Source organism: Pseudoalteromonas sp. APC 3355 (genome assembly GCF_030407615.1).
Classification (GTDB): Bacteria; Pseudomonadota; Gammaproteobacteria; order Enterobacterales; family Alteromonadaceae; genus Pseudoalteromonas; species Pseudoalteromonas distincta.
This window is the reverse complement of record NZ_JASDDB010000017.1, coordinates 17,777-32,175: the sequence shown is the minus strand read 5'-3', so window position 1 is coordinate 32,175 and position 14,399 is coordinate 17,777. Positions and strand designations below refer to the sequence as shown.

The 14,399-nt window shown below is 38.3% G+C and carries 10 protein-coding genes; all 10 read right to left on the bottom strand.

All coding sequences use genetic code 11. The features are described 5' to 3' along the window. Positions 1–44 precede the first annotated feature (44 nt). The 10 genes from QMA08_RS17955 to QMA08_RS17910 all read right to left on the bottom strand — a co-directional run bounded on the left by QMA08_RS17955 (position 45) and on the right by QMA08_RS17910 (position 14,305). Positions 45–1,361, bottom strand: coding sequence for an McrC family protein (locus QMA08_RS17955; RefSeq protein WP_290175144.1), 1,317 nt, complete (start codon positions 1,359–1,361; stop codon positions 45–47). Continuing rightward, the gene (locus tag QMA08_RS17950; RefSeq protein WP_290175143.1) at positions 1,361–3,568 is read right to left on the bottom strand and encodes an AAA family ATPase; all 2,208 of its coding nucleotides are present in this window, start codon (positions 3,566–3,568) and stop codon (positions 1,361–1,363) included. Before QMA08_RS17950 ends, QMA08_RS17955 begins: the two co-directional genes overlap by 1 nt. A 130-nt stretch (positions 3,569–3,698) precedes the next feature. Then, a complete protein-coding gene (locus tag QMA08_RS17945; RefSeq protein WP_290175142.1) occupies positions 3,699–3,965 on the bottom strand; it encodes a hypothetical protein in 267 nt (88 codons plus the stop codon). Positions 3,966–4,118: 153 nt separating this feature from the next. Continuing rightward, positions 4,119–4,250, bottom strand: a complete 132-nt coding sequence (locus tag QMA08_RS17940) for a hypothetical protein (protein ID WP_290175141.1) — start codon at positions 4,248–4,250, stop codon at positions 4,119–4,121. A 67-nt stretch (positions 4,251–4,317) separates the two neighbouring features. Next, positions 4,318–5,205 (bottom strand): hypothetical protein, encoded by an 888-nt coding sequence (locus QMA08_RS17935; RefSeq protein ID WP_290175140.1) that lies wholly within the window; start codon positions 5,203–5,205, stop codon positions 4,318–4,320. Then, positions 5,206–5,940: a DUF3944 domain-containing protein gene (locus QMA08_RS17930; protein WP_290175139.1), complete on the bottom strand. Its 735-nt coding sequence runs from the start codon at positions 5,938–5,940 to the stop codon at positions 5,206–5,208. Between the two features lie 187 nt (positions 5,941–6,127). Next, entirely contained in the window at positions 6,128–7,477 is a 1,350-nt protein-coding gene (locus QMA08_RS17925) for a restriction endonuclease subunit S (RefSeq protein ID WP_290175138.1), read from the bottom strand. After that, entirely contained in the window at positions 7,477–9,096 is a 1,620-nt protein-coding gene (locus tag QMA08_RS17920; protein ID WP_290175137.1) for an N-6 DNA methylase, read from the bottom strand. The genes QMA08_RS17925 and QMA08_RS17920 overlap by 1 nt, the downstream gene beginning before the upstream one ends. Before the next feature lie 89 nt (positions 9,097–9,185). Beyond that, complete coding sequence (gene hsdR / locus QMA08_RS17915) at positions 9,186–12,722, bottom strand: type I restriction-modification system endonuclease (RefSeq protein ID WP_290175136.1); 3,537 nt, start codon at positions 12,720–12,722, stop codon at positions 9,186–9,188. Positions 12,723–12,784: 62 nt separating this feature from the next. Then, complete coding sequence (locus QMA08_RS17910) at positions 12,785–14,305, bottom strand: sigma-54 dependent transcriptional regulator (protein ID WP_290175135.1); 1,521 nt, start codon at positions 14,303–14,305, stop codon at positions 12,785–12,787. Positions 14,306–14,399: the final 94 nt, after the last annotated feature.

The window sequence follows — 14,399 nt, the reverse complement described above, 5'->3', positions numbered from 1 at the left end:
TCGATACAAAATAAATTTTATAAATGTTTATGGCTTAGCATTTTTTAAAATAAGCAGCTCAAATCTATTCTATTTTCACATTCAGCTTTTATATCAAATGGAACAACCCAGAGCTTTAATGCTCCACCTTCATAGTTAAAGCTCTGCGGGAATGCACTGCTAAACACGTTTGTTTTAGGGTAAATAAGGACTAAATCACCTTCTCCATTTAAGTAAGTATGACCATATCCAAGCATTTGATAAAAATCGGCTTGAGAAAGCCCAAACTTGTCTTTTCGTCTAGAGTTTTGCTCGTTTATTAATTTCCATTTTGTATCAAGCACAATGTCATTGCTTTTATCTGTTCCACCTTTGCGTGAAATATATAAATCCGGTTTAAGTAAAAAATAAGGTGTGTTGTCATAATCAACTAAAGAATTAGTGCTCACCTGAGCAGACACCTCCCCCAAACCTGTAATATGCTTTTTTAAATATTGAGCAACATAGCTTTCAAACACCGCCTCCATAGGAAACAACAATGAAAATGCATTGCTCTTGCCTTGCAACGTTAACGGAGAAAACCCGTCAATAATTAGCTTTGCCCACGCCAGTGGGGCTTCGTAATACTTCATTCCTCTATCTAGCTTAACGCTGGCAAAGTCATTTTTTACATTATTACTTAGTGGTATGTCTGCAAAAGCAAATAATAGCTCTTGCAGTAATTTTTGGTTATTAGCACTACGGCTATAACCTTTAACCTTTACAAGCGCAGTGTGTATTAATCGATTAACCGGCCGATCTTGTAAATACTCTTCGTACTCAACATAAAACTTATGTTTATTAATAAAGTTATGCTTAACTTGCTTACCTACCAAAAGCTTACCTTTTAAAAAGGCAACGTTATCTTCTTTTAGTACATAATCACTTTTAAGCCCGCGCTTTATTAAAGCATTTACAGAGGCTAAAAACTGGCTAATAAAAACCTCTAGTAAAGGTATTTTATTTTCAGCTAAATTAGCTTTATTAGTTTGTAAGTGCCTAAACTGTTTAAGTGATTTTAGCATCATGAGTAATGACGCGCGCGAGGCACTGTCATCACTATTTTTAGCTACTTTAGGTAATACTTCTATTTGGGTACCATCGGGAGTGAAAATCACACCAGCATAGTTTTTAACTTGTAATACCTCACAACTATCAACTTGCTTTAAGCGCATAAATCGACTTTCTGAGTCATCACATAAACATAACTTTCTTAAATAATTGTATGCGTCTCCAGAAATAGGTTTTATCTGGGGCGATGCTGGTACTTTGCCACTTCTATCATCACCATTAACCAAATACCCAAACTCAAAAACAGTAGTTTGCTTTTTTACTGCTAGCATTATGAATTACTCGTTTCAGACTCTATACCTGTAACGGTCTGCTCAGCCAAATTAGGTTCTTTACCTGAATTAGCCGATTTGTCTTGTTTTTTTAATACCGACGCATCATAAATGGCTTGATAAGCCAATGCCTGGTGCCATGCTCCACTTTCGTCATTAAAGTCAGTTAGTTTGTAGGTAGTCTTTTTATCGTCGTAGGTTTCTAAACCATGTTCTTCACCAAAAATATCATTGTATGAAGCAGTATGCTGTTGAATAAATACAAACTGGCTCTGCGCATCGGTCTTTTTGCGGTTATCTCCCAGAACTAAACGTATTCTGTTCCAATCTTCAAAAAAGTATTCTTCTAATAATGGGATAATTTTATTTTTAAATATACGCTGAAGCTCAATAAAAGCTTTAACGTCACTATTTTCCTCACCGCTATTCAATGCATCTAGTACAGGCATAAAGAACGCATGTCCCAAGGTATGCTCACGATCATAAAGTACTTCAATTCGTTTATTCATTGTTAAGAGCAGCTTAGATAGATTCAACTTAACACCGTCAATATCTATGCAATATGGCATACCGCTTTCATCATTTAAGGCACTGCAGTCAGGCATCATTTCTATAAAATCAAAACGACGTCGCAATGCAGTATCCATCATTGCCAACGACCTATCAGCCGTATTCATAGTGCCAATAATATAAAGGTTATCAGGGACTGAAAATGGATTTCCAGAATGAGGTAAAGTTACTTTTAATGTTTCTAGATTGTCTTTTCCGGCTCGCTTATTTGGCTCAATAAGCGTAATAAGTTCACCAAATATTTTTGAAATATTACCCCGATTAATCTCATCAATAACTAAAACATAATTATCTTTAGTCTCTGGAAGTGATTTCTGGCCAAGTGATATTTCATTTTTTTCCATAAGCTGAAAAAAGTCAGCTTCTGTAAACCTATCAAGCTCGTAAACTGTTTTTTGAACTAGGTTGGTATTATCATTTAAAGAATGAATATCAAGGTCAAGGTCCGTTTTCAACCATTCAACAGGTAAAGTATGGCGAAAGTCATTTCTATCTAATATCCCTTGATCTTTATATTCGTAATCCCCCTTAACAACACCAACAGCCTGAATAGTCTTTGCGCTACTTATACATAATAATAAGTCACCTTCATTAATCTCAGAGCAAAACTGAGTAATAGTATTTTTATTTTGGCTAGTTAGCCCTTCAAAGTAAGCATTTTCTTCAGGAGAGCGCTCATCTTGTGCCATGTCACCGGTATGCCCCCAACCAATTGCAGCCACTTTATTTTCAAAACAATAGTTTTTTATCGAACTAGGTTTTACACCATCAATAGATATCTTCCAAATTCTCGGATTAGCATTCAGTTCGAGATTTTTCTTAATATTTGTGTTAGCAGCATCATCACTGATTTTTTTAAATACACCTGGTAGAACTTTATATTCTATTTGCTTTTCTTCATTTGTAAGAGCACGCAACCCCTCTACAAACTCTTCGTAACCATAACTTTGGTGGAATGTTACAAAACGAATACGATCATCATCTACCAGAGATTTGTAGAGTTTTACAAGCTCTTCTCTTTGTGATTTTGCTGTACTCAATGCGGGGTTTCTTTTTAGCGCTTTATATTTTTCAGGCTCTGCAGCTTTTACTGCTGCTTCAATTGTATGGTAAGTCTTACCTGTTCCTGGAGGGCCATATAGGATTTGATTTAAAGGAGATGGAGGGCTATCAAACTCACTGCCGTCATTTATAATCAGCTTTTCATTAGTATCTTCCTCTGTGGTTTCTTCATCCCCAAAATAATCTATAGGGTTTCTCTGGTTCCCACCCATTTCACCATTTAATTGATCTTGTATATTTTCTAAAAATGGCGATAGCTGCTCTATTGAAGTCAGATCTATTCTTTTTTTTCCTTTAAAAAACCTACTATTAAGAGACACTCTTACAGTAAGGGAAAGAAAAGTTACTGTAATACGAGGTATACCTTGTTTTGAGCTTAAATCTTTTACACCAAACCTAAAATGACGTTTTTTTTCTTTAGTATTATGTGTCGTATAACAATCACACTGCGGAAAGTACTGGCGAATTAAACTATAAATCTCAACAAACAGTCTCTGTTGATTATTGGTTCGGGATTCTAAATACACCGTATTTTTTTCATCCATATAGGTATATAAAAACTCTTCAAATTCCATTTTCTATCCTTTAATATTTTTGTACTACACAATCATGCTAGCTTTGAAAGTTATAGCAATGCATCTAATACATCGCTATTTATATGGCTTTGCATTGCGTAAATGCATTTAGACAATTAATAATAGCGTTTCAAATTCTGAAATTTAGTTGACTATTAAGCTCATTTAAATATTCTAAAAAGCACTCTTCTATTTTTATTAATTTTGCTATATCAAACTCTTTAGTGTTGCCAGTGCCATATAGTGCGTCATCTTCGTCATCAGGTTCTATCCCTTGCACTACTTCACTGTGCAATTGGTCAAGCAAACCTCTATTGAGGTAAGGTTCTACATTGCAAAAAGCTTCAAAGGTATCAATTAAATCAGCATGAAACTCGTCAAACGTACCACGCTTCAAATTCTCTGGAAATTCAACTAAAGAGCCATAATAATCTTCTAATTCACAAGCTAACCTATCTAACTCATTTGCATCAAAAACAAAATCTTTAGACCCATTATCATAAGCGATATGTAACTCGTTATGATTTTCTAGCTCAGCTAATAAGCTTTGCTAACACGAAACCATAACAGCTTGATCGACTAATGCTTGTGAATAATCAATTCCTATCTTTTCATAACCCGCTTTAATTTCTTGCTCAATTTCTTTTTTATTTATATTTAATTCATTTTCAATGAACGACATATTTAGTACCTATAAAACTTTAATTTCATAAAAAATAATCTACTAAAAAGCTAACAAGCAACTTGTACTAGTTAGCCGAGGTACTGACCGGCGCGTACTCTAAGTTTTTCTTCACATTTCCGATTAATATCGCTTGGTTAATTTCAGAATCAAAAAGTTGTTTTAACAAGTCTTTTTGATTGTTTATTAATTGGACATGCTGAGGAGTTTGACCGCTAATGACTTCACGTGCTTTTGTATTACACCAAGTTTTATAATTAGATAAAATTAGGTTGTAATTTTTTGATGAAGTCTCAAGTATATGATCAGCCATTTTATATTTACCAAAGCGTTCATAAAGTTGGCTTTCTAAACAAATAGTCTTAGGTAGCAAGTCCATCATCATATTTACAAAATCAAACATTAACTTTGCATGTTGTGCACTTGCAGAGTCTACATATCCAACTAGGTTATCAATAAGCGATAAAAGTTCATTTCTTTTAACTGCAAGTTGAGCCATGTATTGCACTGCAATCTCATGTGACTCCTCTACAAGTGCCTTGTCTAATAACAACACTCTTGCCGACTCAATCAACCCAAAGTATTCAGATAGTTGACTCATAAAATATATAACATTTTGTGAGTGTACATCTTGGGAAACCAAATCAATCTGATCCTGCAACTTGTCAATTTTATTAGCTAGGTATTTTGTTTGTGCAACAATAGCACCTAATAAAAGCCCAGTAGATAGCCCCGTTGCAGCAAGTTGAATCGTTTGAGCAGCTTGCATTTGTTTTAAAATAGAACCAAGCCCTTCAGAAGACTCTATTGTTTTTTCTACTAAAGGAAGCCACTGCTCTACTCCTTTATTGCTTACAGCAACACCATCTCTTAGGCGAATAGTCCCTCTCTGCAAACCCTCAATTACTTCAGGCTTTACTTTAGACCAATCGATGATTAAAACTTTTTCATACATTTAAAAAACATCCTTATTTTCCAATTTTTGGCGCATTGCAGCTACTTGAATAACAGCAGGAAGAGTAACCCTAAAAGCAGGGCCTGTAATCGCAGGAACAGTTATTAAACCATTTATAGCCCAACCTATTGGGCCAGCAAAAATGCTAAGGGTTCGTACAAGTGTTGCATTAGCTGCTAACTGTAAACCTTTACCCATAATCATTCTGGCAATAGAGTTAGCAACAATTAACGCTACCTGATAACTAGCAAAGCCACCAAGCTTTATTGCCGAAATTATTGCCGTCATTGCTGCAGGGCCAGCTAACTTAGGGTCAACTTTTAGTGCTTTTGTTAACTCACTTTTTTGCTCTTCGCTCATATCGTCCCATGAAGTCTCTATTAATTTGGCAAACATTGCTTTTTCTATTTCAATAGTCGCTGCGTCAAAATTGGTTTTTACTTTAATACGCTTACATACATCCACTAAAATTTCACGATATGTAACTCCTGTTCGACGAACAAGGTTAACCAACGTATCACCACCATAATGCTGAAGCTCTGCAGCTATACTTTGCCACGCTTTTCGATAGTCACCTTTTGCATCTATAAATGCTTTATCTCCAGATAAAGATTCTGTATTTCGTTTTTTTCCGTCTTTATCAAACATCAAATGCTTAACAAATACTTCTAGCATTTCTGCATCTGCATACTGTAAAAATGCTAAATCTTTATCATCTCTATATTTATTTGACATCTGTATTCCCTGTTTTAATTTACGATTAATTATATTGATTTATTATGTGCTTATTTATAATAGACATTATATTAGTAATGCCTATTTAAATTAGCTGCTTTTGGTATTTATAGGTCGTTCTTTTGCCCAACAATGGTTGTTTATTGCCAACCATGTCGGCATAAATACCGACCAACAAAATAGCGTGTTATTTCTTACTGGCTTTTGCTGCTTTTTTGGCGGCTTTTTCTAGCTTTTCGGCTTCAAGTCGCGCGGCTTTTATGCGCGCTAGTAACTTGTCGGCGGGTTCGTCGTTTGGATCTTGTGGTACAAGTTCACCGCGAAAGGCCTTAGCTAATATCGATTGCGTTAAATCATCAACACGCTGTTTGGCATTCGCGAGGTTCTTTTCTAGGGTGTCGGCTAAAGCGAAATAGTGTTCGACGATGCGAACGATTTCGGTTTGTTCTTCTATTTGAGGAATATTAAATTGAAATCCTCTTAAACTTTTCAATGAAACTGTTTTTTGTGCTGTGCCAGTTGCTTTTTCTTCGGCTTGTCTTAAGGCAAAGTCAGAGTTTAACAAGTAGTACAGAAATTCAGAGCTAGTATAATCTTTGTTAGGTTTGATTATGGCGATGTGTCGTTGAAAACAAAATTTTTCATCGGTTTTAACCAGAACAGGAATACCAAAAGAGCCAGTAACTGTATAGAGAATATCATCTACTTTAGGCACTCGAATCTCTTTTAGAGAATCATAATATGATTCAGGAACCCATCTAGATACGTTATCAAAATTAACATTACCAGTACGGACATTTGAAATAACTAAAAAAGGAATTCCATTCTCAGCTTTTGGAGGTGCTTGATGATCACCATCGGATATACTTCTAGTAATATTTGAAAGAGTCACATTTTCCCATTGGCTTAGCTCTTTATTATCCCCACGCCATTGTTCGGTGAGTTTGCCGGAGACGGCGGCGGCGAGGACGGATTGGCGAAAGCGTTTGATGATATCCGGTAAGTTGTTTAGGCGTTGTTGTATGGTATCAACCTGCGCCAATAAGCTATCAAGCTTTTCAACAATGCGCTTTTGTTCTGGGAGTGGTGGTACTAGAAAATCAAATTTAGATAAGTCTTGTTTATTGAACCCGTTTTGTGCTGATCTAGAAAGTAAGTTTAAAGGCGCTTGAAACTTTTGAGAATTTAAAAAGTATTTTAAATAACTAGGATCTATCAAATCAGGCTTTACAACTTTGGCTAAAGCAACATTATACGCACCATTCATGCCCGAACATATCCTGCCAATAGAAGCGCCGTAACGCCCAATAAGAACATCACTTTCAGTGCATGTACGCAATTTTGTTGTTATTGGGACAAAAGTTGGGACAGGTCTTTTTCCAAAATCTCTAATTTGAAGTAATCTGATATATCCTTCTTTTGGTTCACTCAAAAACTCTTTTTTGGGGGGCTGCGTTCCACCTTGTACATCTAACAAATCGGTAAATTTTACAACTTCCCAACCAATAGGTGATTCAATAACTACTTGCTCAGCCATTATTCCGCACCCTCAATAACTTTCTTCTCTAACCCAAATTCTTCTGCTAATAGCGCCACTTGTCCTTCAGCTTGATCAATTGCGCCAAGATCTATCATCAGCTGGTTCATCTCTCGAAGCGCTTCGGTGAGTTCTGTCATCGCTTCTGTCGCGAGTACATCGGGCTCAGGCAAGTTTGCTGCATCGGTTACTGAGTTATCTTTAAGCCATGTTATATCTAAGCTGTCGTTTTTAGCTTTAATAAACTCACGTGAGAATTTGCGCCAGCGCGCGTTTTCTATTAGCTCTGAGCTGTCAGTGTTTCTAATATCTTCATCGTTTATAGGTGTGGTGCAACCTAAAATGTTGTAAACGCCTTCTTCTCGCTCTGCTTGGCCGTTAGCATCACTTCCGTAAACCGTCTCAAAATTTTCAAGGTATTTATGAGTAAATGGGCTGCGTTTACCAAAGGTTTGCATGTTGGTACGTAAGTCGTACACCCATGTGTTGGTTGTGCAGTCTTTATCTTGATGTGGGTTTTCCGGCGTGCCTTTTTGGAAAAACAACACGTTAGTTTTAACACCTGCGGCGTAAAATATGCCGGTAGGCAAGCGTAAAATTGTGTGCAGGTTACATTTGTGCATTAAGTCGGTACGTATTTCAGCCCCTCTGCCACCTTCAAATAATACGTTATCGGGTATTACCACTGCTGCACGACCACCTGGCTCAAGGCTATTGTATATATGCTGCATAAAACATAGTTGCTTGTTTGATGTTGGGTATACAAAGGTACGGGTAATATTAGTGCTGCTTGCCGATCCAAACGGTGGGTTTGTGAGTATTACATTGGCTTTTGGCAAGTTTTCGCCATCGTTACCTAAGCTGTTACCAAGGCGTATTGCACCGCCTAGTTCGTCATTGCCTTCAATGTCGTGTAATAAACAGTTCATTAATGCAAGGCGGCGGGTTTCGGGTACTAGCTCAAGCCCAACAAAGGCACGCTTCATTTGGAATTCTTGAGTGTCGTCGTCTAGGTCGTCTAAATCGTTGGTTTGGCTTTTTATATATTTGTCGGCCTCAATTAAAAAGCCTGCGGTACCCGCTGCGGGATCTTGAATAATTTCGCGCGGTTGTGGCTGTAGTAAACGTACCATAGTTTCTATTAGTGGCCTTGGCGTAAAGTATTGGCCCGCGCCCGATTTAGTTTCATTAGCATTTTTTTGTAATAAGCCTTCGTACATGTCGCCAAAGTCGTCACGGGTTTTAACTATGTTTTCACTGTCGCCGCTTTCGTACCAATCTAGGCTGTCCATTGTGGTTACAAGCTCTGTAAGCTGCCCTGCATTGGTAATAGTGGTATTTACGTTTTGAAATATGGCACGCACAATGGCGTGGTCATCGTTACCCAATTGTACCAGCATGTTGCGATAAAATTGTAATTGGTCTAGCCCTATTTTGCCTTTTAGGTCGTTCCAACGCATACCTTGTGGCAGTAGGTCGGTTTCGGTGCCTGTTTGCTCGGTCATTTTTAAAAACAGCAATGTAGCCAGCTCGTTTACGTAGTTTTGATACGACACACCGCCATCACGCAGGGTGTCACACATTTTCCAAAGTTTGGCTACTAAATCATTGTTGTTCATAGTGTCTCTTCATTTTTAGATTGGCATTAAGGCCAACGCTTTACAGTGTTTGGTATTGTAATATAAGGGTTAAGGTAAACCTGCATTAATTAAGCAGGTTGCTCCCACATATAGTTATTAAATTGTTCTAGCACTTGGTTAAGCTCGTTATTAAAAATAGCATCGAGCTTGCGCTTACCCCCTCGGCGGCGGTAATTGCCGGTTTTAAAGGTGTCGTCGTCAATGGCTACTTGCTCTTTTAAGCTATTGGCTAAGCGCTCTAACCATTGTAATTGCTCGTTGCTCCACGGTTTTTGCTGCTTTATTTTAGCCAGGGCGTTATTTACACGCTCATCAAACGGGAGTAATGCATCACCCAGTGCTGCGCGGCGAATATGCCCTATTAACCGTGCAGCAATATCTTGGTTGGTGGTTTTTTTCCATGCAACCCTAAGAGTTGACTCGTCAAACGATTGCGCATCAAACCACTCTTGCAGCTCTATTAATGCTTTACGGGTTAAGTCTTTCGGTTTGGTTATAACGGTTTGCAGCGCAGCTTGGCTGTTCTCGCTTTGCTCTACGAGTTTGTCGAACGCGTCTAAAAAGTCTTCGGCGTTGTCGTAATCGCCATAGCCTTCTTTAAATTCTATTAGCTCGTCTTCTATGTCGGTAAAAATAGGCTCGTGTCGTAGCTCGTTTATTTGCTTTTTAAGGTGCTCTAGGTTTTCGACCAGTTTTGGAAGTTGAGTAAAAATTTCAGCGCTTTGCTCTGGCCCTTTAGTTTTTAGGGTTTGTGCAAGGCTTGCAAAATCGCAACCGGCAGCACCTGCTAATACGGTATCTAAGCGTTTTATTGATTGGTCAATTTGAGCTGACTTATCTTGATTAAATACACCATGACCGACAATACGCTGTACTTTAGCCACTAATTGCTCGTGGCTGTGGTGTGCGAACGAGCGACCATCGGCTTCTAATGTTTTATAAGTTTGTGAGTCGGTTATTTCGTTTACTAAGGTATTTAACTCTACTTTTGGACGAACAACGACTGGGCGCATCGTATCTACCGATTCGAGCGAGTCGTATAAATCGACGGCATCGTAAATGGTAAAGTTAACTTTGCCAACTTCTGGGCACAAACGTGTGGCGCGCCCTTTCATTTGCTCGTACAAAATACGACTTTTTACTTTACGTAAAAACACTAAATTACAAATGCTCGGTACGTCTATCCCTGTAGTGAGTAGGTCTACCGTTACTACAATATTAGGTAATCGCTCTTTGTTGTAGCGGGTGATCATACTTTGTATTTTTTTGGGATCTTTATCGCTTTCGCCGGTTATTTTAATAATGGCGTCGTGCTCAAGGTTTGGGTAATGCTTTTTAAAAGCCTCACGCAGCTCAATGACCATGTTATCGGCATGGGTGTTGTTTACACAAAATATGAGTGTTTTTTGCTTACCTGTTGGGTCGAGCTTTGTAGCGAGTGACTCTGCAACTATTTTATTAAAGTTTGATGCAATAATATCGCGATTAAAACTGGCTACTTCAAAGTCGCGTTCGTCTTCAAGGGTGTCTTGAATTAGCTCCCCTTGAGAGGTTAAGCGTGTTACCTCTGAGCCTTTATCGATATAAATACCGTTTTGATTAAGCTTGGTAATAATTTTTATAGGGGGCGCTTGGTCTATTAAATAGCCGTCTATCACCGCTTTGCGGTAGCTGTAACGATACACAGGTAAACCAAAAATGTCGGTTGTGTGTAATGCAGGTGTTGCAGTAAGCCCTATTTTTACTGCATCAAAATGGTCAAGTATTCTGCGGTATGTTGATACGTAGTCGAGCTGGTTCCTAAATTCCATTTCACCATCGGTTTGTTCTTTATCAAGAATATAACCACGGTGTGCTTCGTCTACTATTATGCAATCGTAGCGCTCAACTGGCATAAATTCATCGCTTTGTAGCGTACGCTTAACTAACGATTGAATAGTTGATACATGTATTTTAGTTGCGTCTGACGGGAACTTATCGGTCAGGCCTTTTATATTAAATATGGTGTTAAAAGGCACATCGTTTATGCGTGTGTCATCAAACGAGTTTAATGCTTGCTCACCCAATGAGCGCCTATCGACCAAAAACAAAATACGATTAAATCGGCGTGATTGTATTAGTCTGTACATTAGCGCAATGGCGGTACGGGTTTTACCTGTACCGGTTGCCATAGCAAGTAGTATATTTTGCTGACCTTTTTTAATGGCTTGCTCGGTGGCTGTTATTGCTTCTTTTTGAAAATAACGAAGGCCTAGGCCTGTTGGTTCGTTAGCTTCAAGCCATTGCTGCGCAGCATCTATGTTGCCATCGAGCTTAGATTTTAGTTCGCCTGGTGTATGCCATGCCGGTAATGCTTTAGCTTGGTTACTCACTTTACGTACATCGCGATACCATATACCGCTTTTGCTTAATAACTGGCGGCGATATTCTCGCCCATTTGTTGAAAATACAAACGGTATTTTATAGCTGCGTGCGTTTGGCTCTTTGGATTCTTTCCAGGTAATTTGGTAGCTGTTTTGAGTTTGTAGTTGCTCTGCTACCTTTTGATGCTCTGGATCGTTTGCAGCTCGCGCTTGAATTTCGGCGCTTAAATGCTCAAGGTTAAAGTAAACACTGTAACGCTCAGCCTCTACTAATTTGCCGCATACGTCGGTATTTATTTTTTTAGCCTCAACAACCCCTACCGGTTGTAAACCCACAAACAATACATAGTCGGCAAAGCCTGTTTTACCTGTTTCGTCAGCATCGGTTGGCCACTCTGCTATAGCTAGGTTTTTACCTATTTGTGGGCGCGTACCGTTTGCATAATTTAGCACGGGCGTGTCGGCAGACCAGCCTGCATCACGCAATTGCTGATCAATAAGAAAGCGCGTTTCTTTTTCTGATAGGTCTAATCGGCGGGCGGCTGCACGCTGAGTGATCTCTTGTTTATATGCTTTGCGCTCTGCTTGTGTTTTTTGTGCAAGCTCTGCTTCTTTGGCTTGTAGCTGTGCTTCAAGCGCATTTACTCGGTCTTGTGTTTGTTGCTCGGTTTCTTGATGCTTGCCTTCTAAAATAGCAATATATCCACTTAATGCAGTAAGTTGGTTTTTGTTTTGGGCAAGTTCGCTATCTGTTTGCGCATTACTATTTAATGCTTGTTGTAGTGCTTTTTTTAGTTCTGTTACTTGGTGTTGGTATTCGTTTTCTTGTTGGCCGTCTGGTAGTACAAAAATAGGCGCTGCAAAATCAACGTCTTTATTAATTAGTCGGTAATACCAAATACTTAAACGAAACGCTAAACGCAATGCCATTTCGGCATCGTCTAAATCATTATGGTAGTCGTGAACGGCTTGATTACCTACTTTACGCAGCACATGGAAAATATTGATTATGGAGTCATCAACCCATGAGATTTTTGCAAGCTCTCTGATTAGGTCTACTTGCGTAGGGGGGAGTTCTAAATCAAGAAGTTTAGCAATGTGCTTGGCTGACGCTTCTCCAAACATACGCAGTTTTACTAATGTGGTATTAGGATCGTCAGGAAAATTCTTTTCTGCAGCAAACGCTATGCGATAAAGAATATCGTTCACACCTTTTAAGAATTCAAAGTTTGATTTTTTCACTGGCTACTTCTCCTTTTACTCAATATGTATTGGCAACTTGTGTACCAATACTATTGTCCTTTTTATTTTTCGTGTTTGATGTTTAGGCGCTTCATCCAATTACTAAGCGTTTGGTGATCTTTTAAATTAAGCATTTGAGCCGCATGGCTTTTAACATTTCCACTTGCCTTTAAAGCAGCTAAAACATAATCTTTTTTATAATTATCAACTAATTGCGTAATATCTATTTTATCGTCGTATGACAGTGTAATATCTGTAAAACTTTTATTTTTAGCACGGTTTATCATGGCACTTGCTAAGTCATTTTCAGTTATTGTTTGTGAGTCAGACCATAAAAAAGCACGGTTTAATGTACTCCACAGCTCTCTAATATTCCCTTGCCACGGCTGAGATAAAATAAACTTTATTCCCTTTTCGGAAATATTTTTACTTATGTAGTCGGGATGTTTGCTACCTGCTTTATTTATTTGCTCTACAAGTTGATTAACAATAACAGTGATGTCTTCAATGCGCTCTCGTAGCGCTGGCATTTGTATAATGCCCACTGCTAAGCGGTAAAATAAGTCTTCGCGGAACTTACCTTCTTCTACTAGCTTTGATAAATCTTTATGTGTGGCTGCAATAACTCGAACATCGACATTAGTGGTTTGGGTGTCACCTAAACGGTTGATTTCGCCTTGTTGTAATGCCCTTAAAAGCTTTACTTGAATTTCGGGGGTTAATTCACCTACTTCATCTAAAAATAAAGTACCGCCGTCGGCTTGTTCAAAAAGCCCAGGGTGATCTTTTTCAGCTCCGGTGAATGCCCCTTTTTTATGACCGAACAAGGTTGAGTCAACAAGGTTTTCTGCAAATGCCCCGCAGTTAATTACTTTTAATGGCTTATTTGCTCGCAAGCTTCCTTTATGAATGGCTGTGGCCATTAGCTCTTTACCGGTTCCGGTTTCACCAAGAATAAGTGCGGGTACTTCTGAGGCTGCAATTTTTTTAGCTTTATTGACTACATTTTGCATTTGCACTGATTTTGCAGTGAGTTTTGAAAAAGCTTGCTCAATTTTAGGCTCTGAGATTGCCGTATTCGCTATGTTTTTAGATGCTGACTTTACATACTCTTGGCCAAAATCAATGGGGATATCAACGTGTAGCAACTCATTTTGTGGGGTTGCTTGAAGAAAGTGAACGTTCGATTTACCTTTACCGATAAGCACAGATAAAGTGGTCATTGCTGGCGTGCCAGAGGTCAGGTTTATTGATAACGAATCTGCCTCTTCACTTAATTTATTGATCCAAAGCGCTGTTACCTGATGAATAGACTCATAATCAATTGGGCTGACTATATTGGCTTTGTATACCTGAATATCATGATATGGTTTTCCAATTGTAGCCATTCGCTTTTTTACAAAGCCTTCAAACTTTTCCCAATACTTATGCTGATGATTAGAGAGTATTACAATTTTATCAAAAGGAGTTTGAGAGTTAATAGCGATAGTTGATATTGAGGCATTTTTTTCACCATCGAGCATATTATCAATGTCTTTGGTGCCCAGCCAAGAAAGAAGTATATTCACAGTCCGCTTGCTCATATTGTTACTTTGTAAACTATATTACATTAAATAATATAATTTACCCATAAAAAATAGCTACTTAACCTTCTTTTTTATATGAAGATTAATACAA